The organism is Hydrogenophaga sp. RAC07 (assembly GCF_001713375.1).
Lineage (GTDB): Bacteria > Pseudomonadota > Gammaproteobacteria > Burkholderiales > Burkholderiaceae_C > Hydrogenophaga.
The window spans coordinates 3,675,619-3,700,626 of the sequence record NZ_CP016449.1 but is presented as its reverse complement, the minus strand read 5'-3'; the positions used below and the strand labels follow the sequence as shown (position 1 = coordinate 3,700,626).

17 protein-coding genes and 1 pseudogene are annotated in these 25,008 nt (G+C 61.5%); 6 read left to right on the top strand and 12 right to left on the bottom strand.

Going from position 1 to position 25,008, the window contains the following annotated elements:
* The first annotated feature begins 14 nt into the window (after nt 1–14).
* Nucleotides 15–6,023, top strand: a complete 6,009-nt coding sequence (locus tag BSY239_RS17210; protein ID WP_069047873.1) for an Hpt domain-containing protein — start codon at nt 15–17, stop codon at nt 6,021–6,023.
* A gap of 35 nt (nt 6,024–6,058) precedes the next feature.
* On the opposite strand, the gene BSY239_RS17205 is transcribed toward BSY239_RS17210, so the two are convergent.
* On the bottom strand, nt 6,059–7,228 hold the full coding sequence (locus BSY239_RS17205) for a DSD1 family PLP-dependent enzyme (RefSeq protein ID WP_069047872.1): 1,170 nt from the start codon (nt 7,226–7,228) through the stop codon (nt 6,059–6,061).
* Nucleotides 7,221–7,868 (bottom strand): histidine phosphatase family protein, encoded by a 648-nt coding sequence (locus tag BSY239_RS17200; RefSeq protein WP_069047871.1) that lies wholly within the window; start codon nt 7,866–7,868, stop codon nt 7,221–7,223. Before BSY239_RS17200 ends, BSY239_RS17205 begins: the two co-directional genes overlap by 8 nt.
* A gap of 103 nt (nt 7,869–7,971) precedes the next feature.
* Between BSY239_RS17200 and BSY239_RS17195 the strand changes: the two genes are divergently transcribed.
* Nucleotides 7,972–10,341: a hybrid sensor histidine kinase/response regulator gene (locus BSY239_RS17195; protein WP_069047870.1), complete on the top strand. Its 2,370-nt coding sequence runs from the start codon at nt 7,972–7,974 to the stop codon at nt 10,339–10,341.
* 15 nt (nt 10,342–10,356) lie between these two features.
* Here the strand turns inward: BSY239_RS17195 and BSY239_RS17190 are convergent, their stop codons facing one another.
* From BSY239_RS17190 to BSY239_RS17180, 3 genes are all read right to left on the bottom strand, one after another.
* The gene (locus BSY239_RS17190; RefSeq protein WP_156775526.1) at nt 10,357–11,055 is read right to left on the bottom strand and encodes a hypothetical protein; all 699 of its coding nucleotides are present in this window, start codon (nt 11,053–11,055) and stop codon (nt 10,357–10,359) included.
* Nucleotides 11,056–11,096: 41 nt separating this feature from the next.
* Nucleotides 11,097–12,023: a tRNA 2-thiocytidine(32) synthetase TtcA gene (gene ttcA, locus BSY239_RS17185; protein WP_069047868.1), complete on the bottom strand. Its 927-nt coding sequence runs from the start codon at nt 12,021–12,023 to the stop codon at nt 11,097–11,099.
* A 1,076-nt stretch (nt 12,024–13,099) separates the two neighbouring features.
* The gene (locus BSY239_RS17180; RefSeq protein WP_069047867.1) at nt 13,100–13,402 is read right to left on the bottom strand and encodes a putative quinol monooxygenase; all 303 of its coding nucleotides are present in this window, start codon (nt 13,400–13,402) and stop codon (nt 13,100–13,102) included.
* Nucleotides 13,403–13,511: 109 nt separating this feature from the next.
* Here BSY239_RS17180 and BSY239_RS17175 point away from each other — a divergent pair, with 109 nt between their 5' ends.
* The gene (locus tag BSY239_RS17175; protein ID WP_069047866.1) at nt 13,512–14,474 is read left to right on the top strand and encodes a helix-turn-helix domain-containing protein; all 963 of its coding nucleotides are present in this window, start codon (nt 13,512–13,514) and stop codon (nt 14,472–14,474) included.
* A 125-nt stretch (nt 14,475–14,599) separates the two neighbouring features.
* Here BSY239_RS17175 and BSY239_RS22895 read toward each other — a convergent pair.
* Nucleotides 14,600–14,847 (bottom strand): annotated as a pseudogene (locus BSY239_RS22895) (hypothetical protein); the annotation flags it as partial.
* Nucleotides 14,848–14,953: 106 nt separating this feature from the next.
* Between BSY239_RS22895 and BSY239_RS17170 the strand changes: the two are divergent.
* The 3 genes from BSY239_RS17170 to BSY239_RS22225 all read left to right on the top strand — a co-directional run bounded on the left by BSY239_RS17170 (nt 14,954) and on the right by BSY239_RS22225 (nt 17,129).
* Nucleotides 14,954–15,337: a hypothetical protein gene (locus BSY239_RS17170; protein ID WP_069047865.1), complete on the top strand. Its 384-nt coding sequence runs from the start codon at nt 14,954–14,956 to the stop codon at nt 15,335–15,337.
* 632 nt (nt 15,338–15,969) lie between these two features.
* Nucleotides 15,970–16,443, top strand: coding sequence for a helix-turn-helix domain-containing protein (locus BSY239_RS17165; protein WP_172823123.1), 474 nt, complete (start codon nt 15,970–15,972; stop codon nt 16,441–16,443).
* Nucleotides 16,444–16,694: 251 nt separating this feature from the next.
* Complete coding sequence (locus tag BSY239_RS22225; RefSeq protein ID WP_083240046.1) at nt 16,695–17,129, top strand: hypothetical protein; 435 nt, start codon at nt 16,695–16,697, stop codon at nt 17,127–17,129.
* A 249-nt stretch (nt 17,130–17,378) separates the two neighbouring features.
* Here the strand turns inward: BSY239_RS22225 and BSY239_RS22530 are convergent, their stop codons facing one another.
* The 6 genes from BSY239_RS22530 to BSY239_RS17150 all read right to left on the bottom strand — a co-directional run bounded on the left by BSY239_RS22530 (nt 17,379) and on the right by BSY239_RS17150 (nt 24,863).
* Nucleotides 17,379–17,630 (bottom strand): BPSL0761 family protein, encoded by a 252-nt coding sequence (locus BSY239_RS22530; protein WP_156775525.1) that lies wholly within the window; start codon nt 17,628–17,630, stop codon nt 17,379–17,381.
* Nucleotides 17,631–17,704: 74 nt separating this feature from the next.
* The gene (locus BSY239_RS22525) at nt 17,705–18,664 is read right to left on the bottom strand and encodes a hypothetical protein (RefSeq protein ID WP_216637485.1); all 960 of its coding nucleotides are present in this window, start codon (nt 18,662–18,664) and stop codon (nt 17,705–17,707) included.
* A 466-nt stretch (nt 18,665–19,130) separates the two neighbouring features.
* Nucleotides 19,131–20,462, bottom strand: a complete 1,332-nt coding sequence (locus BSY239_RS23100; protein WP_083240045.1) for a TniQ family protein — start codon at nt 20,460–20,462, stop codon at nt 19,131–19,133.
* Nucleotides 20,462–21,736 carry an AAA family ATPase gene (locus BSY239_RS22215; protein ID WP_083240044.1) on the bottom strand — a complete coding sequence of 425 codons (1,275 nt, stop codon included), beginning with the start codon at nt 21,734–21,736 and terminating at the stop codon, nt 20,462–20,464. Before BSY239_RS22215 ends, BSY239_RS23100 begins: the two co-directional genes overlap by 1 nt.
* The gene (locus BSY239_RS17155) at nt 21,733–23,979 is read right to left on the bottom strand and encodes a DDE-type integrase/transposase/recombinase (RefSeq protein ID WP_069047862.1); all 2,247 of its coding nucleotides are present in this window, start codon (nt 23,977–23,979) and stop codon (nt 21,733–21,735) included. Before BSY239_RS17155 ends, BSY239_RS22215 begins: the two co-directional genes overlap by 4 nt.
* On the bottom strand, nt 23,976–24,863 hold the full coding sequence (locus BSY239_RS17150; protein ID WP_083240043.1) for a TnsA endonuclease N-terminal domain-containing protein: 888 nt from the start codon (nt 24,861–24,863) through the stop codon (nt 23,976–23,978). The genes BSY239_RS17155 and BSY239_RS17150 overlap by 4 nt, the downstream gene beginning before the upstream one ends.
* Nucleotides 24,864–25,008: the final 145 nt, after the last annotated feature.

The window sequence follows — 25,008 nt, the reverse complement described above, 5'->3', positions numbered from 1 at the left end:
ACTTCAAAACCAACATGCTCGACACCGCCACCGACAGTCTGCAGATGGATCCCCCTGTCGCCGACCTCGGCCCGTTGGCGTGGGTGTTTGAAGAACTGCGCAAATCGCTCGATGGCGCCAACAAGGCGATCAAGCGGTTTGTTCGGGAAACCGAACAATCGCGCCTGGACGACTTGCAGGCGGTCGACCCGTCATCGCTGCGCCAGGCACGCCAACAGCTGCACCAGGCTGTGGGCGCACTGGAGATGGTTGGGTTGGGTGCGCCGGCCCACGTGCTCCGTGCCATGGAGGCCGCTGTGCAGCGATTTGTACAGCGCCCTCAAACCTGCAACGAGGCGGCTGCGGCCAAGATCGAGCGCGCCAGCTTTGCGCTCATTGAATACCTTGAAGCGGTCTTGAACAACAAGCCGGTGCAACCGGTGGCCTTGTTTTCCCAGTACCGCGATGTCCAGGAACTGGCCGCCGCCGAGCGCGTGCACCCGGCAGACTTGTGGCCCTTTGACCACCATGGCGTGGAGGTCGGTGCGCCGGCCGACCGCACGCCGTTGGCCTGTGACGCGTCGATCCGTTCGCTGTTTGACCGGCTGGTGCTGCTGATCGTCAAGACCGACAGCCAGGCGGCCGCTCAACAACTGGTCAAGCTCTGCGCCGGCCTCTCGGCAGGAGCGGACAACACCCGCACGCGCACCTTCTGGCGTGTGGCCTCCGGTTTCTTCGAAGCGGTGGCGCAGCGCCTGTTGCCCAGCGACGTTTACGTCAAGCGCGCCTTTTCGCGGATCCTGATGCAGTTCGTGACCTTGTCGCAAGGCAAGTCGCAGGTGTCCGAGACCTTGCTGCACGACCTGCTCTTTTTCTGCGCCCAGCCGCGCGACGTTTCCGAGCAGAAATCGCCTCAACTGGCGGCTGTGCGCAAGGCGTTCGGCCTGGGCATCTCGCCTGCCGTGGACTACCACGTGGCCACCCTGGGTCGCTACGACCCGGCCGTGTTGGCTCAGGCGCGCAAGCGCATCAATTCGGCCAAGGAAGCCTGGTCCCTGTACTCCGGTGGTGATGCCAGCCGCGCGCGCCAGGTGGCCGATCAGTTTGGCCTGATCGGTGATTCGCTGCTCAAACTGCACCCGGCCAGCACGGTACTGGCCCAGGCGCTGGTGAAGGCGGCCGACCATGCGGTGCGTGAGCCGGGTGGCGTGAGCCCGGAGCTGGCCATGGAAGTGGCCACCACCACCCTGTATCTGGAAGCTGCGTTTGAAGATTTTGATCCCAGCGCACCCGAACTGACCGAGCGCACGCAGGCCCTGGCCGACCGCCTGGAGGCCGTGATGGCGGGCCAGCCGGCCCAGCCGCTGGACACCTGGATGGAGCAGCTGTACCGCCGGGTGAGTGATCGCCAGACGATGGGCAGCGTGGTCGGGGAACTCAAAGTATCGCTGGGCGATGTCGAGAAGTCGCTCGATCAGTTTTTCCGCACGCCGCAGGAGAAGGCCGGCCTGCACGTGGCCGTGTCCCAGCTGGCGCAGATGCGCGGCGTGTTGTCGGTGCTGGGCCTGGACCACGCCGTGCAAGCGGTGACCCGCATGCGCACCATGGTCGAGCAGATTCTCGATACCGAAGTGGACGAGGCTCTGGCCCGCGAGGCCGGCACCTTCCAGCAACTGGGCAACAACCTCAGCGCCATGAGCCTGCTGGTGGACATGCTCAACTACCAGCCCACGCTGGCCAAGAAGCTGTTTGTCTTTGACGAAGAAAAAGGCGAACTGCTGCCGCTGATGGGCCGTGCACCGGGTGCCGAACTGCGCCATCCGCCCGTGCACGACGAAGCCCGTGCCATCAGTGACGGCGTGCAGCAGGTCGTGAGTGAAGTCCAGGGCGGCATGAACCTGGTGGACCTGAGCCAGCAGCTCGATTCGCTGGCCGAGCAGGCCACGCTGGCAGAACAATCGGGCGTTGCCCGTGCGGCGCGCGAAGCCGCGGGCGCGGTGGTCGGCAACGATGCAGCCGCCGGCGCCCAGGCCTTGGTCGGCCTCTCCGAGGCGTCCTTGCCCGCCAGCGAGCGGGAGCAGGTCGACACGTCGGGCGAAGACAACGACGAAGACGACTTGCTGGACATTTTTCTGGAGGAAGCCCGCGAGGTGGTCGGCAACGGGCTGGATGCCGTGGGCCACCTGCAGGTGCAGCCCGGCGACCTGGAACACCTCACCACGCTGCGTCGTGCGTTCCACACCCTCAAGGGCAGCTCTCGCATGGTGGGGCTCGAAGAGTTCGGCCAGGCCGCTTGGTCCATGGAGCAGTTGCTCAACACCGTTCTGGCCGAACAGCGTCCTGCCAGTCCGCCGCTGTTGATGCTGACCGGCCAGGCCATGACCGAGTTCGCACGCTGGGTGGAGGACATCTCAGCGCGGCGCGAAAGCACCTGGAAGGCACAACCCTTCAAGGTCAGCGCCGATGCGCTGCGTGACCAGGGCAGGTTCATGCCTTTGGTCCAGCCGAGCGAGACGTTGGCAGAGCCCGATGGTTTGACCGAGCCGGTTGCATCCACCCCGTTGCCAGATTCGTTGCCCTTGGTCGAACCCGTCGCCGAGATGGCCGAGGCTGTTGAACCGGTTGAAGCGATCGAGCTGGATTTGCCCGCCCTGGATGCCGGTCAGGAAATCGCACCTGCAGCCGACGAGCAGACCGCCTTGGCGGTCGACACCCAGGACGTGACGTTCGACACGGCATTCCTTGACCTGGAACCATCACCCGAGCCTGCCGCCAGCGTGCCCGACGCCGGGCAGATGTTCGCCGATATCGACTTTGGCAGCCTGGCTGCGTTCTCCTCCAAAGACGCCTCGCCCGCAGAGGGCACCGAGCCGCAGGCCGAGCCGGAGGTCCTGGAAGCGGCGCCTGATGAGCCAGCTCTGCAGCAGGCCGAGCCGGAGGAGGCCGCACCCGCAGATCCGGTTGCTGAAGAAGTGCCCGACGAGCAGACCCGCGTGATCGGCTCGCTGCGCATCGGCCTCAAGCTGTACAACGTGTACCTCAACGAGGCCGACGAGTGGTCGCGTCGTTTGTGCACCGGTCTGGCCGAATGGGCGCTGGAACGCCACGAGCCGGTGCCCGAGCAGACCGAAGCCCTGGCCCATTCGCTGGCGGGCAGTTCCGCCACGGTGGGCTTCCAGTCGTTGTCGGACATTGCGCGCGCGCTCGAACATGCCCTGGGTTCGGTGAGCCACCACCAACGGGCCGGTGCCCAGGCCACGGCCGAGCAGGCCCAGCTGTTCGTCGATGCCTCCGAAGACATTCGCCGCCTGCTGCACCAGTTTGCGGCCGGCTTCCTCAAGGAACCCGATGCTGCGCTGATGGACGCGTTGTACCGCGTGGTTCACGACCCGGTGCCGGAAGAGACCGCACCGCAACCCGAGGTGGACGACGCATGGCCGGTGGCCGACGAACCGGCAGCCGGCGAAGCGTTGGCCGAGGTTCAGGCGCAGGTGGAGCCCGTGTCCGAAGAAGCGGCTCATGAAGAGGCCGCCTTCGCGCCACCCGAGTCGGCGCCGTCGACATTTGCACCGCTGACGACCTTTGACCTGCCGTCGCTGGCCGAACCGTCGATCGATTTTGTGGCGCCCCATGCGGACACGCACCGGGTGGACCACGGCCACGTGCAGGACATCGACGACGACATCGATGTGCTGGACACGATCGACGTTGACCTGTTCCCGATCTTTGCCGAAGAGGCCCAGGAACTGCTGCCTCAGCTCGAAGGCGCCTTGCGCCAGTGGGTGGCGCGCCCCGACAACGGCAGCGCCCGTTCGGAGGTGCTGCGCAATCTGCACACCCTCAAAGGCAGTGCCCGCCTCGCCGGCGCCTTGCGCCTGGGTGAAATGGTGCACCGCATGGAAACCACGGCTGAACGCCTTGGTTCCGACGTGCAGCGCGGCGCGGATCTGGAGCCGTTGCAGGCGGCGTTTGACGACATCAGCGCCCGCTTTGAGGTCTTGCGCAGGCAAGACCCCGAGTCGACCGATGTGGTGCAGACGGCGCCCGAACAGGTGGTGTTCGAAGCCGTGTCACCCGCCGAGTCGGTGGTCTCCGATGTGCCTGCCGACGCAGCGCCTCAACCCACGGCCACCCGCACCATGGAAGGGCTTGTCTTGCCTGTGGCGCCCACGGTCACGCAAGCGCGTGCCGGTGCCGCCGTGCGCGTGCGCCCCGAACTGCTGGACCGCCTGGTGAACCAGGCCGGCGAGGTGATGACGACCCGCGCGCGCATGGAGTCCGAGCTCGTGACACTGCGCGGTTCCTTGAAAGACCTCACGGGCAACCTGGACCGTTTGCGCGGCCAGCTGCGGGACATCGAGCTGCAGGCCGAGACGCAGATGCAGTCCCGGCTGGCACAGGCCCGCGACGCCGACCAGTCGTTCGACCCGCTCGAGTTCGACCGCTTCACCCGTGTGCAGGAACTCACCCGCATGATGGCCGAGTCGGTGAACGACGTGGCCACGGTGCAGCGCAACCTGCAGCGTGCGGTGGAATCCACCGAAGACAGCCTGGTGGCCCAGGGCCGGCAGACGCGCGAACTCCAGCGCGACCTGTTGCGCACCCGCATGGTGGAATTTGAAGGCATCTCCGAGCGCCTGTACCGCGTGGTGCGCCAGGCGTCCAAGGAAACCGGCAAACAGGTGCGACTGGACATCACCGGCGGCAACATCGAGATGGACCGCGGTGTGCTGGACCGGATGACGGCGGCGTTTGAACATCTGTTGCGCAACAGCGTGGTGCACGGCATCGAATCGCCCGAGAACCGCCTGAGCGCCGGCAAGCCCGCAGAAGGCCAGATCGAGATCACGCTGGCGCAGGAACTCAACGACGTGTCGGTGGTGTTCGCTGACGATGGCAGCGGGCTGGACTTGCCCCGCCTGCGCGAAAAGGCCACGGCCCAGGGATTGATCACACCCGATGCGAACCTCAGCGACGCCGAAGCCGCACAGCTGGTGTTTGAACCCGGCATCAGCACGGCGCGTGAAGTGTCCGAGCTGGCAGGCCGGGGCATCGGCATGGATGTGGTTCGCAACGACGTGGTGGCCCTCGGTGGCCGCATCGAGACCGCGACGCAGGCCGGGCAGGGCACCAACTTCAAACTGGTGTTGCCGCTGACCACGGCCGTGACGCAGGTGGTGATGCTGCGCGCCGGGTCCCTGACCCTGGGCGTGCCGTCCAACCTGGTGGAACTGGTGCGCCGCGTCAGCGCCGATGAGCTGGCCAAGGCCTATGCCAGCGGTTCGCTCACGGTGGCGGGCGAAGCCGTGCCGTTCTTCTGGACCGGCGCATTGCTGCAGTCGTCTGTGCAATCGCTCGAATCCAAAGGCCGCACCTTGCCGGTCATCATCTTCCGAAGCGCCGCGCAACGGGTGGCCATGCACGTGGACGAAGTGCTGGGCAACCAGGAAGTGGTGGTGAAGAACCTCGGTACGCAGCTCTCGCGCTTGCCGGGTCTGGCGGGCATGTCGGTGCTGGCCTCGGGTGCTGTGGCGCTGATCTACAACCCGGTGGCACTGGCGGCGGTGTACGGCGAGCAGGTGCGCGCCTGGGTGGCCTCGCAGCAGAAGCTGGCGCAGGACATGCCCACCGACGCGCCGCTGCCGATGGACCTCGCCGCGAACGCCGTGCCGCTGGTGCTGGTGGTCGACGACTCCATCACCGTGCGCCGTGTGACGCAGCGCCTGCTGCAACGCGAAGGCTACCGGGTCACGCTGGCGGCCGATGGCCTGCAGGCGCTGGAGAAGCTGCAGGCCGAGCGGCCCACGGTGGTGTTGTCCGACATCGAGATGCCGCGCATGGACGGCTTCGACCTCGTGCGCAACATCCGCAGCGACGCGCGCCTGTCCGATCTGCCGGTGATCATGATCACCTCGCGCATCGCGGAGAAACACCGCGAACACGCGCGCGAACTGGGCGTGGACCACTACCTGGGCAAGCCTTACGCCGAAGACGAGTTGCTGGCCCTGATCGGCCACTACGCCAAGGCAACGGTCGAGTCTTGAGTCAGGTGCTCTGACCCCGCCGGGTCAGTGCCGTTTCAGCCCAGGCAAGCGCGCGCGTCCACGCGGATCACGCGCTCCACCACCCCCGCCGCCAGGCCGCCGCGCACGCCGACCATGAAGTCGTGCAGGTTGACGGTGGGGTCGCAATGACCCGGCACCAGCCAGACCACCTCGCCCAGCCCGGGCAGCGGTTGCCCGGCGTTGGCGCGCAGCACGCCGTGTTCGTCGCCACCGCTGGCGTAGTTCAAGCCGGAGGGAAACCACACGCTGGGCATGCCGCTGTCGATGGCGTGGCTCTTGTGACCCGCGTCGCACACCGCATGCGCGGCGTTGCGGCTCATCACCTGGCTTTTCACGAACAGCGCGTGTTCAAACACCGGCGCCAGCGGCGTGGCTTCGTTGCTGGCGTAGTCGGCGTCCATGAACAGATAGGAGCCGGCCTGCAACTCGCCCCACACACCGCTGTTGGCTTCCAGTGAGAAGGTGCCGGTGCCCGCGCCGGTGACCAAGGGCACCTGGAAACCCTCGGCTTGCAAGGCCTCGCAGGTGGTCTGTACCGCGCGGGTGGCAGCCGCCATGGCTTCGGCACGCTCGGCGGCCGTGCGGCGGTGTTGCGCGCCACCGTGGTAGGCCTGCAGGCCGGCAAAGCGCAGCACCGGGTGGGCAGCGATGGCCTGCACCAAAGCCACCGCCGGGGCGCCCGGCGCCACCCCGCAGCGCCCTTGCCCCACGTCGATTTCCACCAGCACATCCAGGCGAGCGGGTGCGTCCACACCCGCCGCGTGCAAGGCCTGGGCGAGCCGTGTCACACCCAGCGTGCTGTCAACCGCGATGGAAAATTTCGTCGGCAGGTCGCGCACGGCTTGCGCCAGGCGCAGCAGCTTGGCTGGCGCGATCACCTCGTTGCTGATGTAGATGTCGTGCACGCCGGCATGCGCCAATGCCAGCGCCTCGTCGGTCTTCTGCACACACACGCCCATAGCGCCGTGGTTCATCTGCAACCGCGCGAGCTCGGCGCTCTTGTGCATCTTGGCGTGCGGGCGCAGGCGAACGCCGTGTTCGCTGGCAAAGGCGGCCATGCGCGCGAGGTTGCGCTCCATGGCGTCGAGGTCGATCACCAGCGAGGGGGTGTCGATGGTGTCCACGCCATGGCCGATGCAGGCTTGCGCCCGTTGCCAACGCGCCGTGGTTGCCGTGTCATGCATGGCGTTCGTCCAGAACCGGGCTTGAGCGGTTTTGCAGGTGGCTGGTGTCGGCCCAGCCCACCAGGCTGAGGCCTTCGGGCGACCACAGAAGCCGGTTGATGGCGGTGTTGGTCAGCTCCCAGCTGCGCGGCGCCTGCAGGCCCAGGTGCGCGGCCGCGCGGTAGAGGATGTCGAGCACACCGCCGTGCGCCACGATCAGGATCTGTTCGCCCGGGTGGCGTGCAGCGAGTTCTTCCACAGTGGGCACCACGCGTGCTTCCAGTTGCAGCAGGGATTCACCCCCGGGCGGTGCGAAGTCGGGCACCCGTTTGCGCCAGGCCATCGACTCGTCGGGAAAGCGCTGCTCCAGCTCGGTCCAGGTGTGGCCTTCAAAACGGCCGAAGCAGCGTTCGCGCAGGCCCAGGTGGCTGGTGACGGCCTGGCCCCGGGTGCGGGCCACGGCCTGGGCGGTCTCGTGGGCCCGCAGCAGATCGCTGGCATAAACCGCTGCGATGGGTTCGTCGCGCAGTGCGTCGGCCAACTGGGCCGCCTGCCAGCGACCGTGGTCGTTGAGCTCGATGTCGGTGTGGCCCTGGATGCGGGTGTCGCGGTTCCAGGCGGTTTCGCCATGGCGAATGGCGAGGATGCGGGTGAGTTGCAAAGCAGATCCTTGGAGCCTGACGGAAAGCAGCCACTGTACCGGCACGCCCGCAGACACGGTGCGAAACGCCGGAAAAACCGGGGATTGCGACACAATCCAGACCATGACGCCGCCGCGTTCTCCGTCCGACGGAGACTTCTCCTCGCTGTTCAACTTCCTTCCCATCGGGGCTTACCGCAGCTCGCCCGACGGTCAGATGTTGCGCGCCAACCGGGCGCTGGTGGAACTCAACGGCTACACGTCGGAAACCGAGATGCTGGCCGCGGTCAAGGACATCGCGCTGGAGTGGTATGTCGACCCGGCGCGCCGCACCGAGTTCCAGCGGCAACTGGAGCGCGACGGTTTCGTGCGCGGCTTCGTCTCGGAGATCCACCGCCACCACACACGCGAGAAGGTCTGGATCAGCGAGAACGCGCACGGTGTGCGCAACGCCGAGGGCGACTTGCTTTACTACGAGGGTACGGTGGAAGACATCACCGAGCGCGTGCGCAACCAGAAGGCGCTGCGGGACAGCGAAGAGCAACTGCGGCTGATCACGGAGCAGATGCCGGGCGCGGTGTTCTCGGTGTACGTGCGAAACAACGGTGCCCGTGAGTACCGTTTTCTGAGCGCCGGCATCCGGGAGCTCTATGGCTTTGACGCCGAGACCCTGATGCGCGACCCGTCGCTGCTGACGCGGTACTTCCACCCCGAAGATCGGGACGTTCTGGAGCGAGGCCGCGAGGCGATTCTGGCGGGCGCGTTGAATCTCGACACCGAGTTTCGCGTGGTGTTGCCCGACGGGCGCGTCAAGTGGGTTTGCAACCGCTCCTGCGCGGTGTCTTCCGACGAGAACGGTTTCCTGCGCGTGGGCGTGCTGTTCGACATCACCGACCGCAAGGACGCCGAGGCCGCGCTGCACGCCAGCGAAACGCTCTGGAAACTGGCGCTGGAGAGCGCCGGTGACGGTGTGTGGGACTGGAACATCCGCACCGGTGAGGAGTTTTTCTCCACCAGCATCAAGGCCATGTTTGGCTATGCCGACGACGATATCGACAATCTCTCGGCCGAACTCGATGATCGCACCCACCCCGACGATGTGCCGCAGATGCAACTGGATCGCCAGGCCCACTTTGACGGGCGTGTGCCGGTCTACCGCAACGAGCACCGTGTCCGGTGCAAGGACGGACGCTGGAAGTGGGTGCTGTCGCGCGGTGTGGTGATCGCGCGCGACGAGAACGGCCAACCCCTGCGCATGGTGGGCACGCACACCGACATCACCGAGCTCAAGGAAGCCGAGGCGCAGCAGCACGCACTCGAAGTTCAGTTGCGTGAATCGCAGAAGATGGAAGCCATTGGCACGCTGGCCGGTGGGGTGGCGCACGATTTCAACAACCTGCTTGCGGCCATCCTGGGCAACCTGGTGCTCGCACGCGAGGACGTGGGCGAGCACCACCCGGCGCAGGAGAGCCTGGCGGAGATCAACCGCGCGGCGATCCGCGCGCGCCAGCTGGTGCAGCAGATCCTGACCTTCAGCCGCCGCCAGACGCAGGCGATGCAGCGCCAGCCGCTCAAGCCTCTGGTGGAAGAAGCCCTGGGCCTCATGCGTTCGTTGTTGCCCGCCGGCCTCAAGCTGGTCACACGCCTGCCCTCAACGGGCCTGCAGGTGCTGGCCGATGCCACCCAGATGCAGCAGGTGCTGATGAACCTCTGCACCAATGCATGGCAGTCGATGGAGGGCGGCTCGGGCGACATCACGGTGGCGCTGCGCGAGGTGCGCCTGGACGCCTCGCAGGCCCTGCAGTTGGGTGGTCTGGCCAGCGGCGCGTACGCCTGCCTGAGCGTGGCCGACAACGGCCCGGGCATGGACACCGAGACGCAGCGGCGCGTCTTCGAGCCCTTTTTCACCACCAAGGCACCTGGCACGGGCACCGGTCTGGGATTGGCGGTGGTGCACGGCATCGTCAAGGCGCACCGCGGCGCCATCGACCTGTTTTCCCGACCCGGCGAAGGCACACGTTTTGATGTCTACCTGCCGCTGGCGGCGGAGGGTTCCTCTGACGATGCATCCGCCGTCGAGCCACCGACCGCAACAGCGACGGCCGCGCCAGCCCTGGCCGGCAAGCACGTGGTCTATATCGACGACTACGAAGCCCTGGTGTTTCTGGTCGGGCGCCTGCTGCGCAAGCAAGGCCACGAGGCCACGACCTTCGAGTCCGGCGAGGCCGCGCTCGACTGGATGCGCGCCCACCCCGAGGTGCCGATTGACCTGGTGGTGAGCGACCACAACATGCCCGGCCTCTCGGGCGTGGAGACCGCGATCGAGATCCGCCGCCTGCGTCCCCGATTGAAGATCGCCATCATCTCCGGCCACGTGAACGACCAGTTGCTCAACGACGCGGCCGCGGCCGGTGTGAGCGAGGTGATGGGCAAGCAGGACAGCATGGACGCGCTGGGCGAGGCCATCCGCGAGCTGCTGGAACGCGCCGCGTGAAAGGTCGGTTTCTGGTCAGCGTGGCACTTCGATGTTGACCTGCCGCAGGCCCGCGGGCGGCGTCGGGAAATTGCTCAAGGCGGCGTCCAGCATGGCGCTCCACAGCGCGTTGGAACTGTTCCAGCGGCCATCGTGCGCCGCACGGGTTTCGTAAACCACCCGCCCGCTGGCGGCGTGCCGGATCACCACCGACACCTCGCGTTTGTAGTACGGCGTTTCCATGCGCAGGAAGAGCGGGGCGTAGATGATCTGGCCGGTGCCGGTCACGATGTAGTCGCGCCCTGGAAAGCCGAAGCCCGGGCCGAATCCTCCCCCCCAGTAACCGTCGTACGGGCTTTCCCATGGGGCGCGCGGCAGGCGCAGCGTGCCGCCGCTGACCTCCACGGTCCATGGCGCGGTCACGCCCGCGGCGGCAGGTGTCCAGCCCACCTTGGCCAGCGCGATGGCGGCCAACCTCTCCAGTTCGTCCTGGCCAGCGCCCGAGCGGCTGTCTTGCTGCGACGGCAAGCGATCGAAGCCGAAGACCTGGGGTGCCTGCGGAATGGTGGGGGCTGCACCGGTTGGCGTGGGCCGATCGGCCCAGCGCGCGTAGCTCTGCACCTGGTTGTCGACCAGGAACACGCTGGCGCAGCCGCTGAGTGCGAACAACGCGCCCGCAGCAACCGCCATCCTGAACAGGCTGGCCCAAGGGCGAAGGGGAGTCGGGTTTGTCATGAAGCCTCCAGGGAGATCAGAGCGCGCCAGGACCGGAGCCTTCAGTGGTGCACGGTCGAAATCGGTATGACCGCTCGCGCGGTGTTTGCGTTCCCCGCATCGACCGGTTCTTCGGACAAGAGGGCTGGCGCCACGGTGGGCAGCGGCTCGTCGTCAAAGGCCTTGTCGCCGTCCTCGCTCGCCTCGCCGGTGGCGCGGATGGTCTGGAACGGGAACAGCGAGCGGTCCATCAAGTGGCTGGGCACGATGTTCTGCAGGGCCGAGAACATGTTCTCCACCCGGCCTGGAAAACGTTTCTCCCAGTCCTTGAGCATCAGGCCCACCTGCTTGCGCTGCAGGTTTTCCTGGCTGCCGCACAGCGTGCACGGGATGATGGGAAATTCACGCACCTCGGCCCAGCGGGTGAGGTCCTTCTCGGCCACATAGGCCATGGGGCGGATCACCACATGCTGCCCGTCGTCGCTCACCAGCTTGGGCGGCATGCCCTTGAGCTTGGCGCCGAAGAACATGTTGAGCAGCAACGTCTGCAGGATGTCGTCGCGGTGGTGGCCCAGGGCGATCTTGGTCGCGCCCAGCTCGCTGGCCACGCGGTACAGAATGCCGCGGCGCAGGCGCGAACACAGGCTGCACATGGTCTTGCCTTCGGGGATCACGCGCTTGACGATGGAGTAGGTGTCCTGGTTCTCGATGTGGAACTTCACGCCCAGTTTCGTGAGGTAGGCCGGCAGGATGTCGGCCGGAAACCCCGGCTGCTTCTGGTCGAGGTTGACCACGATCATCTCGAAGCTGATCGGCGCGCGCGCCTGCAGCTTTTGCAGGATGTCGAGCATGGCGTAGCTGTCCTTGCCACCCGACAGGCAGACCATCACGCGGTCGCCTTCCTCGATCATGTTGAAGTCCACGATCGCACGGCCGACCTCGCGGCACAGGCGCTTTTCAAGTTTGTGGTTTTCGTGTTCGGTGTTCATGGGTGTTGTCGTCAACAATTGAGTCTGTATTTTGCCTCCAGACAAATCAACGACTTACGAGCGTCCACTCTACTGCTCATCGATGGTTGAGTGTGTAGATGAATCTACATGCCGATTGTTTGCGACCCCTTTAAACAAATGGAGCGCTCAGCCCCGAAGTAACGCATGGCCGGCTTGTGCAACTCGGCCCAGATCTGCTGGCTTCACGTCCAGAGCACACACTGGAAACTGGCTTGGGATTACCGCAAGGTGTCCGCGAACAGGCGAGCCATACAGAGGGGAAAACTGAGGCCCACGCAACCGATACATCGATACGCTGTCCAGCGTATTGAGCATTTTCAGCGTATGAACTGGGAGCAAGGTGAGCATCCCACTCCGACCTACCTCTTCGCAGCAGTCGCCGCGGAGGTCTGAATTCAAACGTAGATACCGTGCTCCATGCACGTCAGGTTGCTCGGGACGAGTTGGGTGACAAATGCGTATTTCGGTCGCTGCTGGACACTCAGTTCGGTTTCTCGTGGACAGCGGGAACGGTAGGACCTGGACACCCGGATCGTCTCTCGTGGACACGCGCAATTCGCTACAGCAAGGTATCGATTCGGCGGCTTCCATTTGTCATGTTGGTTGGCCGGGCGGGTGGTAGGACAGCTAGACTTCGGCAATCGGCCAGAAGCGGACGTTTCTTCAAGGTCCTCCATTCATCGCCTACATGCTCCTCTTCTATCGGCAGTGAGGAGAACGGAACTGGAGGGCCGCCACGGGCCCTGAACCGACATCCACGGCCCTGAATCCGGCGTCACGAAGCGGTCGGATCGGTACGCCGGCCGCCCCGTGGAGGGCACACACCGGTAGACGGTGGTCAGGGCGATAGAGGCGCAGCGCGCGGGTTGAGACCGTGCGGGCTAGCCGCCCGCTTCCAGAGGCGGTTTGTGGCTGGGACTACTTCGTCGCGGCCACCGCCGGCAAGCGCGGTTCAATGGGGATCGCTTTGAAGGAGCGGCCCACGAGGACAGGACCTCTTCATCCCTGTCACTCAAGCCATACGGAGCTTCACCTTCGCCGCCGCGGTCAGCTCGTCAGCCAGGCAATTTCGCCGCCAGCAGATCGATCTTCTCGATGTTTGGCGGTGTACTGAGCAAGGCGGCTGCGTTCGCCATCAACGCGGCGGCGATCGGGCCGTGCAGGTGAGCCTCGCGGCCGGCCTCGTCCGCAAAAGCGTCAAAGACGCCGAACGTCGATGGGCCGAACTTCAATGCGAACCAGGCGGTGGTGCCCGATTCGGCGTTGGCGAGCGGCAACGCGCTTCCCAGAAAATCGGCAACGGCGGCTTCCTGGCCAGGCTTGGCTTCGAGGCGGACGAACAGGGCGAACTTGGTCATGTGGTGATCCTCTGGTTGAACGGTTGACAGTGTTGGCGAGTCCGAAGTCTCTGGTACGACGGCAATTTCCGCGAGTGGCAGGAATGCCAACATTGATATCATTTTTGCCATGAATCTACATCTTCTTGTTCTTGATGGCGTGTTCGACCTGGGGTTTGCTGCACTCATGGACACACTGAGCACGGCCAATGAACTGGCGGGCTCGCTCGCACAGGCGCCGCCGCCCATCGACGTCACGGTGGTCGGCGTTCGGCGTCGCGTGCGCACCGCGCACGGTCTGGCGGTACCGGTCGTGCCAGTGCACCGCGTGCAAAACCCTGACGTTGTTCTGGTGCCCGCGCTCGGCGCCAAGATGCCAGACGCGCTCGCCGCGCGTCTCGCGCATGCGGACGTGGCCGATGCGATCGTCGCGTTGCAGCAATGGTCAAGCGCCGGCGCGGCCACTGGCGCCGCCTGCACCGGCACCTTCTTGCTGGCGGAGAGCGCGCTGCTAGATGGCCAGCGCGCCACAACTTCGTGGTGGCTGGCGCCAATGTTTCGGCAGCGCTATCCGCAAGTGGCGCTCGACGAGTCCCGCATGCTTGTGAATTCGGCCGGCTTCACCACGGCCGGCGCCGCCTTGGCCCATCTCGACCTGGCATTGAGCGTCGTGCGCAGCCGTAGCCCGGCGCTGGCGGCTCTGGCGGCGCGATACCTGCTGGTAGAGTCCCGCGGCTCGCAAGCTGAGTTCGTGATCCCCGATCACCTAGCCCATGCCGACCCGGTGGTCGAGCGCTTTGAGGGCTGGGCCAGGCAGCAACTCGCGCACGGGTTCTCTCTCGCCGATGCGGCCATCGCAGCGGGCGCCAGTGAACGCACCTTGGCGCGGCGCGTGCAAAGCGTGTTGGGCAAGACACCCCTCTCGTACTTCCAGGATCTGCGCGTCGAGCGTGCGGTGCATCTGCTGCGAACCGGCAGCGAGAGCGTCGACCAAATCGCCGCACAGATCGGCTACTCCGACGGTGTGACCCTTCGCGCCTTGTTGCGACGCAAGCTGGGCCGCGGCGTGAGGGAGTTGCGCGCACGTGCTTGATCGGCGCCGCGTGGTGCAGGTCGATGAAGTGCCCGAATGCTGCCGGTACTGAACGTCTGCAGATGGCCGATTCCGGCAGTCTAGCCTTGGAGCAGGGCAACAGCTACCCATCAAGATGGGATAGCAGACCGCTTACCGAGCAACCGGCCCTGCTGCTCGACGCTCTTCTGCTGCGCGAAGCGCATGTTGGGACGGGTACCTTCGCCGCAGCGTCAGCCCAATCGTTCTTGCGACGCTTGCCCGAAAGGCGGTGAGGGATGCAGCCTGGCGCGTAGTGCGCTGGGCCCACCAGCACGGTTTTGCCTGTGGCGCCCACGCCATGAACGGCGAACACCTTCTTGGCGAGATCGATTCCGATGGTGACAATGCTCAGATGCACATGCACCCATGGTAGTTCGAGTGGAACGCAGTGCCCACCATCAATAGGGTCGTCCGGTAAGCTGGCCGCCGTCTCTCATGTCAAACGTTAGAGCGCTTTCATGAGCACCTGGTTAAGACTCCTGCTGCTGTCTTTGGTGGCGCCGGCGGTGGCGCATGTTGTCGCAGCACTCACGTACTCGCTTGTTTTCTTGTTCGTCGCAGTTGCAAGCTTCCCCATAACGGTTGTTACTACGCTTATCCTTCTCTCACTGCTGCACCCGTTCTTCGTCCGCTTTCGCGTAGGCAAATGGCATCAGGTGCCGGTAGTAATACTGGTCGGTCTCTCTGGTGGCTTAATGGTTCACCTTCTACTGAGCCCGGCTACAGCGGCAAACACCCGGCTTGCGGTGGAGTACGCCGCCTTTGGATCTCTCAACGCGCTCATTTCGTGGGCTTTGTACAACTGGGGTCCATTGCGGGCCACCCATGCGCATTCGCTCTAACCAGTTGAGCAATCGGACACCCACAAGCGGGCTTCGCGTCATTGCCTTTTTCCACTCATCGCCAACGTTGGAGGTCCGCTTCGGAAATTGCCCAACGGCTGCTCGTGGCCGATTCCCGAAGTCTAGCCTTGGAACTGGGGGTCAACTACCCATCAAGATGGTATCTCCGGCCGCAAACGTATCGCCAGTCTCTTCAAGCAATCGGTGTGCCTCGTGGAGTTCTCGACAGGGTGGCCGGTGAAGTTCGTTGACTGCGGTGCCGAACTCTATGTTAACGGTGTCGAACTTGGTGTCCAGGAAGCCCGAAATACGCAACTGACACTGGCGAGGTGGTCTACCAGGGTCCAGGGCCTGTTGAAGTGTTCGTTTCGCCAGCGCCGTTTTGACATGGAGCAGGGAACGGAGCAGCCAAAGTTCAGTTGCCCATGAGTAGCCACCTCTGGCTCGGCGTTGAGATCCGCCATGTGCCATTCGACCCGAAGCGGCCCACTGTTCAGAACCCTGCACCATGTCTTGCTCAAGTAATATCCGAAGAGTGGTCAAGAAGACCACTCTCTGCAGCGTATGGCCGAAGATGTCAGCCTGCAGATCGCGAGCAAGGGGAGCGGTTGATGCCACACCATGGGTGAATGATGACGTTTGCTGAATCCCTGAAGAAAGAAATCGCGCGTATTGCCCGCAAAGAACTGCGCGACGAAATCGCAGCCTTGCGAAAAAGCTCCCAAAGCTACAGGTCCGAGCTTGCTGTCTTGAAGAAGCAGTCCAAGGCCATGCAATCCCAGGTCAATAAGCTTGGAAGGCTTCTCAATTCAAACGCCTCAGCGAAGCTGAGCTCCAAAGTCAGCTCACTCAGCGCGGACGGTAATGTCAAAGCCAAGCCCGGGCGCAAAGTCGTATTCACCGCGGATCGCCTGAAGACACAGCGAGCAAAGCTGGGCTTTACGCAAGAACAGATGGGGAAGCTGCTGGAGGTGTCTGCCCTGTCCATCTGGAAGTGGGAATCAGGTGGCGCTGCGCCTCGCGCGAGTCGAGTGCTGGAGATCCTTCGCCGGCTGTCTCTGGGCAAGCGTGAGGCACTTGCCCTCTTGGCTGCCAAGGCTGATTGAATGGGCCACAACCAGCACCACAGGGCGTTCATCGTTTCGCTAGCCTTTGGCATATCTATGCTCTCTGGACGATCCTTGAGAGTCCTTGGTGGAGCAGCCTCCCCATAGGTACCAGAGCAAATGCAAACGGACGGGGCGCCAGATTGCTGTGCTGTTAGTGGAACAAACTGGGAACCATCAGGAACAAAGACCGGATGGTGTGACCTGGCCACGTTGAGAGTTTCACATTTCACTCCTCATGGGAGGGCCACATGAAAGCAGATTTACGTCACTCACCTACGTCGGACCCTTACGGCAGTGAGGCACAAACCACGGAGTTGTTGCGCCGTGGTGCCGTCTACAGGCAACAACGCATCAGTGCCACCGACATGGTCACGACCAATGAAGCTGCTGAACTGAGCGGAACATCCCGCCTCCGGGTGATCTCTAGTATCAAGAGCGGCCGGTACATTGGGGTGAGGCATTTGAGTCGCGGCTTCAAGGTCCCGAAATGGCAGTTTGAGCCGTTTGCGCTTCCAGCGATCCATGCAATCTCAAATGCTTTGGGCACTACGGATGGTTGGAGAATGTTGTCGTTTCTGGAAACTCCGCATGAAGCACTTCACGGGCTGACACCGCGCATCGCAATGGAGCAGGGCGTGCCTTACGCGCGCATTGTTGACTTGGCGACAGCAGAAGGGCACTGAGTTGTTGAACCGGCGACCGACCACGCTGTATGCCTGCCGCACTCTCCATACCTGTCATTGATTCCGCCGTGCTACTGGGTAAGCCGATGACGGCTTCGTGCCAGCCAACGTGAGCGCAGCTCTCGGGCGCCACCGGTGGCTCACGCTGCACGCCAGTCTTGGATACTTGCGGGTTGACCGGCTGCAACGGGCCCAGTGGAGCTTCTGACTGAACTTCAGATTTGTACGGCCTGTAGACGGCCGGTCAGCTCAGTATTTGCGAAAGTTCGTTGTCAGTAGTGGGTCGGGTCGTCCCGGCTCCGGCGCAAGTCCGAAGGCCGACTCTCCGAGGCGTTGCCAGTCCTCGACCATCATTCGCAACTGCCACTCCTCGGGATAGTGGCGCAGGACGCCCCTCAACCGAACATGGAGATCGGCAGGTACGTCTTCACGTCGTTCAAAGTCCCGCAGCAGTTCACCGGCCAGGCGCAAAGCACGGGTACGTTCTGCAGGTGTCGTCATGTGTTTCCCTTTTAACGATCAAGATATTCGGGACCCGTCCAGCCTGAAAGAGCAGGAGGAACATCGGGCATTCACTAGAGTTCATGCTCTGACGACTGCAAACATTTATTCGAGAATGTGTTCAGTTGAGCCGCTACTTCAAGAAAGTCCATGTCGACAGTTGCACTCTTTTGTAAGGACTCAGCTAAGTCCATTGACCCGAATGGGGATCCTTTGGCTGGGGACATACTGCGACGGTGCTCTTCTCGCTCGCGTTTCGCTTTTGCCAGTAGATCTGCTGCCCGGTGACGCAAGAAGCGAGCTCGATCAGGGCCTTGTATCTGCTCTGCAATTTTTCTGCGAGACCATGCCAATGCATGGTGAACTATCCACTGATGCGAAAGAGGGAATTGCTTGGAAAGATGCGTCATCACTTCTTGGCCACTCGACTTCAGTTGCTCAAGGAAGATGTTCCGATGAACCGCTGACTGGGCAGCTTCATTCCGCCTATCAAAATCCGATGTGCGGCAAGACGTTGTAGTGCTTTCGGCCCTCACTCGTTCAAAGAAATGACGCTGCTCACCGAACAAAACTTGTATGCATAGAAGTTGATTGATGGGGCGGATGCTGGGGTCGTCGCCAAGAATGGCCAATCTCATGTAGTTCGCGATGTGCCTCACCTCACAGTTGCCCATCATTCGCTTAAAGAAGCTCGACCCAAATGTTTGAAGCAGATGGGCGGCGATGAGTCGGAAGTCGATCCTCGTTCCGCGACCATAGCCAATCCGCGCAGCGCGCTCTTGGTAAATATGTTGACGAACCTTGGGATCGCTCGGCGGGTGGTTGCCAGTCAGAAGCTCATTCGACTGACGTGCAAGCCAGATCGCCGATCTGTCATGGCTGTAAGTAATGGCTTGGTCTTCACACTCATTTGGAAACAATGGCTTGCTGGGGTGGGGCCTCACGCTGACGAGTTTGATACTGTGACGCCAGCAAACATCGACACGATCAAGCTGATGTGGACGAAGCCACATCGATCTGTGAAAGCGTGACATCTGCAGCTGCACGCAACGTGGGCAGTATTTGAGTGGACTAGCGAGGTAGTGCCTCCAGTACAGGTCAGTGTCGCCTCCAATAATGCGTCTATCCCCGTCTACTCGCCTCGGAGCTGAACGAGCAATTTCTGGAGGCATAAAAGGAACCAGGTATGGAAGCAATAGCGTTTTATGCAGCAATGCCCAACCTGTTGCGCGGCACGGATCAAAGTAGGGACAAATACGTCTGTAGTCCCATGACCAACCGCGGCCGTCTGAGACGTGCTTGAAGATCGATTTTGTAAACTGGGGGAAGCTTTGATATGCGGACAGGCGCCAACCCGTAATCAACACGCTGTGAAGAGTCTCTTCCGGTTCCGGTTCAAGTATGACCACATTTGGAAGCATGGTTTCTCCAGAAAGGAAGCTGCTGACTTATGTGCCGATTCTCAATTGGTCATCTTGGATCACGTGACATATCCACTGCTCACGACCAAAGAGGAATCTGTTGATGCGATAGCGATGGGGGTAGCACTCCATCCAGAAATGCGGGCTCGTTCCTTTGAAACCACTGGTACGCTGCACTTGAGCGAGTCTTCAATGCCTGGCGCGTGGAGGCTCCGTTGGACAACACCGCAATGATCGATGCTTCGTGCTTTCCACGCAGATTGCGGCGGCGTGCCAGATGCCATGCTTCGTTTACTGCAGGGTCGCTAAGCCAACGCTGCACCACCGCACGGGAGACTTCCATCCGCGCAGAGATATCTCGGATCGCAGCGCCACATGCCACTGCATCCAAGGCCATCTGCGGCGAAGTGGGGTGCTCTGGCTCTCGAATGCCTGGCAGTGACCTTTGGCAGGCCTCATCCAACGCCAGAAAAGGCGGCTCCGGCGATGCGCCCTCCAGGCGAAGGCAGGCTATGAGCAAAGCCCAGCGAAGGGGATGGTGTGCGAGACGCTTCCCTAGAACGCCCGCTACGGCATCAGCCCACGCCCACGCATCAAACTGCTCGAGGATGGAACCTCCAAAACTGCTGATGTGAGTGGAGAGCCATCGCCGTAACTTCTCTTCATTCAGTGCGCGACACGCGCGCACAACACCTGCCTGCTCCAACTGCAGGCACAAACAACTTCTCAGGGCGACAAGGTTCGCGCGCGATGGCCCACAAAGCCTTTGAACAGTGTCGGCGAGGCACATGAGATGCGCAAGTTGAGTGGAACTGATCGGCATGGATGCCGTGGTTCTTAAACCTCCGGGGAGCAACCATGCATTACGAGAAACTTGCGGTTCATTCGTCTGAAGCGGTTGTGCATGTGCGGCGCAGACAAGCACGCCTGGGAGTTGATGCTCAAGATGCCAGAACGCGAATCCATGATGCTGCTTATCCATCGTTGAGCAAGTAGTGCAAAAACGCAGTGGATGCTGTGCCTCAAATCTTGCACTGGCCCAATCGAACGGGAGTCGTTCGCGTCGATGAGCTGGGAACAGGCATGCAGCGGTGCATCGCGCTTGTTGATCCCGCGTCATGAAGCGGAGATACAACGAACCATGGGTGTATTCCTGGAGTGTCCCTGAAACCGAAGGGAAAATATCTGGAAGTGCCTTTGTGAGGGTGCCCAACCCAGCAGGAACACACCTCTTGCTTGCCGCGCGAGCAGAGTCCAGTAGCAAGATGCCGGTGAGGGTGGCTCTCTTCATTGCACTAAGCCGATGGAAGCGCGCGCACACACTGAAAATGGTTTCTCCGGGGACCGGATCCGGAAAGTGCCTGCACAGGGTCTGCCTGGCCTCCTCCAATTGGTCATTCTGAATAGTCATCAGACGGATACCGTGGCCGCGCGCCTCGACTTGAAAAGACGCGCATCTTCAAGCTCCAGCTGCGTTTTCGCCGGAAGCAAGTCCTCATAGCACTCAAACCGGTTGGGGTCGCGACCACGAAGCGCATGTAGGGCTGGCTTGAGAAGTGCGCAGTTCTTATCGAACGCTCGGTCCAGATGGGAAATGTCGATGGACGTAGCCCCCTCCCGCAATGCGATCTTCTGCGCCTGTGTCACTACTGAAATCAGGATCGCAGGGATTCCCAAGGTGAGATCGAAGAGCTTCTTGCGCCAGTTCTCATCAAAATCGACAGGCGTATCTACGTACTGGTAGGCGGACAAGGCCTTGACCAGCAACTGGAAGTGGGGATCGTTGCTGTTCGCGGGCAAGGGCAGATCCTCAATGCCACCTGAAGAGCAGCGTCTGGCTGCCTCCAGCGACCCGGCGAGGGCGCGAACCATCTGGTGCGTGCCGCTGAACACCAAGGGCACCTTGACCACATTGGCCAGCTGGATGAGCATGTTGATCACCAAGATGCCCTGTTTGCGCACTCCATCTGTCAAACGCTGGAGGTCGTCGATGTGCAGAAGTCCAATGTTGAAAGTCGAGGCGATCTGTGCGAATTCTTCAATTTTCTGGTCAACAGACGTCTTACAGCGGCCGTACTGACTTACATAGCTCATCGCACCTGAAGTGCCGAGGGCGCGGTCGACGGCTGCGAAAGCTCGAAGCAGGAGGCCCCTTGGTGAACCATTGATCGGTGCGTCCAGAGAAAGCCATGTGATCTGTGTCCGTGGTAGCCGCTTTCCCGCATAGTTCCTGTGATGGATGACTTGGGGCGTGAGTGAGAGTATTGATCGAATGCTGCGCGTCTTTCCGCTTCCACTGAGCGCCGTCACCATAAGGCAAGGCGGCAGCGGGGAAAAGAGACCGCCCTGCAGCCTCATTCTTTCTCGAACTGAGTAGAGGTCCCTCATCGTCGAGGAATGCATGGGGTTGCGTCGAAGGTAGCCTGAACGCATCAGCAATGCGATCTCGGATTCGATCGTTGCCAACTCCGGTCGCGGAACAAACAACGTCTCGAGGTCCGCCATGGCATGAAGGCGGATGTGCGCTGGCAATTTTCTGACCGCTGAAACGTCGACTGACGGTCGGCTCAGGAGCAGAGCATCCAGTTCACTTCGCGAACGAATCGAGGGCAACGCTTCGATCAACGGATTCCCAAGGTAGAAATCCGGCAACTCCACCGTTGAGTAAACAGCCTTGGTTTTCATGAATGCTCCCACGAACTCAACTGCGCGGACAGGCGCTCAAAGTAGTCCTGGTCCTGCTTCCCAGAAGACCGCTCGTTCAGGTCTTCCTGCGAAGGGGAAAAATTCTTTGGGCTTCTAGGTGCTCCGGGCAGAGATGCAGTTGCGGTTGCAGTTGCAGTTGCAGTTTGTTCCTGGGTGTCCAGAGGTTCAGTCCCATCAATCTCCTTCTGACGATTTGACCGAACACCTTTGATCCTTGAGTTCTTGCTAACGGGTGCTCCGCGAATTGCTGCCTGCGCCTGGAGCTTGGCGTTTTCGACTTCCAAACGATTCTCCCGCTCAATCGTCAGCCGTTCCGCCGTTGTGTCGTCTTTGAGGTCCTGCCCGAGAAATGTGCGAAGCGCGTCCATTTCCTGGATGTCCTCGGCACAGAAGTGACTGGCTCTCTGAAGTCCTCGCTGAAGCCGGACCTCGCGCATCGTTTGCTCATTGGGGAGCATGCACCACGCAGAGAGTGGATCATCAGGCGACACGATGCACTTGACAGGGCTATTTCCCTCAAACCCCGCTACTTGAACAACTGGATGGTCGAGCATCCAGGATGCTGCGTACTGGGCTTTTCCCATCATCACTACATGGCGGCCGATAGTCGCATCACTTGTGGCGAGCGTCTTTCGCATTGAGGACTGATGATCAAGAAAAACGGCGCTTCCATGCTTGTACCGAATCCCATGAGTGAAGAAGCCCAGGGGATTGGGCCTCACATCGGCCGAAAGAAGTGCTGCACTCATGTGCATACTCATGTCTCGTGTGAGATTCAGAATGGCTACCTTCCTCACCAGCATCCTTGTGAACTCTTGTAGCGTGAGTACCGCGTCCAATCGGTTGTCTGGCGAACCTCTCTCCCGGTATCGTTGAACAACTGCGCCTGGCATCCAGTGAATCATCATGGTGTTGAGAATGCCGAAGAGTCTCTCCACCAAGGACTTCCAGTCTGCGCGGTACGCTGCTGCAATGCTCAAATTGGTACGCAACTCCGTCTGAAGCGTGCGACTGGCTTGACTGTGAAGTTCACCCCGATCGGCCAGCCAAAACGTCGGAACGCAGCCTTGAGGCAACAGATGGCCCAGCTTGCTGAGCCCCAGCCATGCGAGCCATAGACTTTTGTCCGAGATTGCGCGACACATGGCAATCCGGGCTTGAGCAAAATTGGGTCCATCAAGCGCCACGTGTACGGAGACGATCAGTGACGAAAATGCATCTACCACCAGGTAAATGACGGGGCGACCGATGATGCGGCGCCGATCAAAGGCGCTCACCAGATATACGTCGCCGACTGTTGCATCGATGATGTATGTGTGACCAGGGTAGGGAACCCGATCCCTGGCACTACCAATGGCGGGACGATGCGAGAGGTTTATCCTGCGCTCATCGGCCTCGTTCTGAAGAAGTATCAGGTCTCCCTTGATCTTCGAAAGCCAGTAGCGAAACTGCCTATCGGAGAGGAAAGCCTGCGATGTATCTGAAATGAGCTCAAGGTTTCCATCTTGCGAGGTGACAGCTTTTCTTGGACTAAAGTCCTCTTCAAAACGTCGATACATTTCAGCTGCCGACATGGCTTGGTCTTCCAAGCTGTCGTAGAAAACCTCGATGATGCGTTGGTCGTCTTTTGTGACATTTCGGCCCTCAGCAGACGTCCTGTGCCCGCTTTTGAATCTGTTCGATGGTCTTCCTAGCTTGGTCGTGACGTTGCGCTGAGTTCCCTTCACCCAAAGACGATCTTCACATGCCCAATCTAGGTTCATACCCAATACAAAGTACCGGATGAGAAGCCGCTGAACAGTAATTGCATTGACCTTGTGTTTTTCAGCAGCCTCAGTAATGCGTAGACGCCATTGACCATGGTGGATCATTGAGAACAGCATGTCCGGAGTCACAAGTGGCGAGAGGATCTGCCTGTTGCGTTCAAATCGAGTGCTCTTCGCCGCTTCGATGCGGTAGCGGTTCGGTGCGGCGTCTATCGTGACTTCCGGTAGCGCTTGGATGAGACGGTCGTCGATGTACCCTTGCAACTTCGCCAACAAAAAAACTCGAGGCTTCTTGCAATGTGCGCCGGGCTTGAGTGGTCCATCGGTGAGGGCAGCCCCCATCCAGAATAGAGCTACTTGCTTCTCCCTCGGGGCGCTGGTAACAACCCTGTGTACCCCCGGTTTGAAATTCTGGATCCCGGGTGGAACCAAAAGAAGTAGATTCGGCTCGATCATTTCCCAGGCCTCCTGAAAGAGGTCGCGGTGACCGGTGAGCGACCATGGGCTCGTTGGCCGACCCAAGCGCAAGAAAGGTCAAGATCCTGTTGGAGATGCTTGATGAGCCACCGCCTGGTCAAGACGGCGTACTTGAATGCGAGCACGGCGTCGTGGTATTTGAGCCCAACCACTTCACTGCAGATGTAGAGGCGGTCTTCCAAAGTATCGAAAGGTGATGTTTTGTCCAGGCAGGCAAGCAGGTTCGCAAGACAAACCAAATCTTTCGCCCACTTCATTCCGTCGATCGCCCACATCAACTGATCAGCTAGAAGCCAAGTGAACGGCTGTTCGGTCATCACCATGAAACGCACGTTTCGATCTCGCCAATATCTCTGCTCGATCTTTCTCAGATCGCGCTGACGCATGGTGGCCGTCTCCAGATCACTTTGGTACTTTGCGTGGATGGCGAGCTTCGTGCCTCCTTGAAACGTGACCACTAAGTCGGTGGTCATGATCCGAGGTACATGTTTTGAGATTCCAGGATGCTTGATTCCAAGCTTCGCAGCAGTCGCAAGTGACCCTCTGGGTCTCGACACCTGAAGTGGCGCGAACTCTGGGTCAAATTCAAAGAGTTGAAGTGGAAACTGCTCGCGTATGTCGAGCGGATCAGATGACCAGGCCCAGATGAATATCAGAAGTTCAAGGTCGCTAAGCAAGTGGTGGTGCCGGTCGACTTGCTCGTCATAGATCATGTGTGAACGACCGCGTGATTGAAACCCCGCTCGTTCGACCTGGATAAACGATTGGTACTTGTCGCGGTGCCCGGTGCCTCGACCTTCTTCAACGCGCTTGCGCTGGCGGCGAGCCTCCCGCGGCTCCTTTGTCATTGAGCGTTTCTCCATGTCTCATCCTCGATTTGGCGCAGGCTCACGCCAGCACCTGGTTGGCACTTGACGCCACGAGAAAAATGGGTGGATACTTCGCTCAGGGTTCGCCAACCTAAGAGAAGCCTCCCGGCCTCTCGGCAGCGCCGGTCTTTGGATCGGC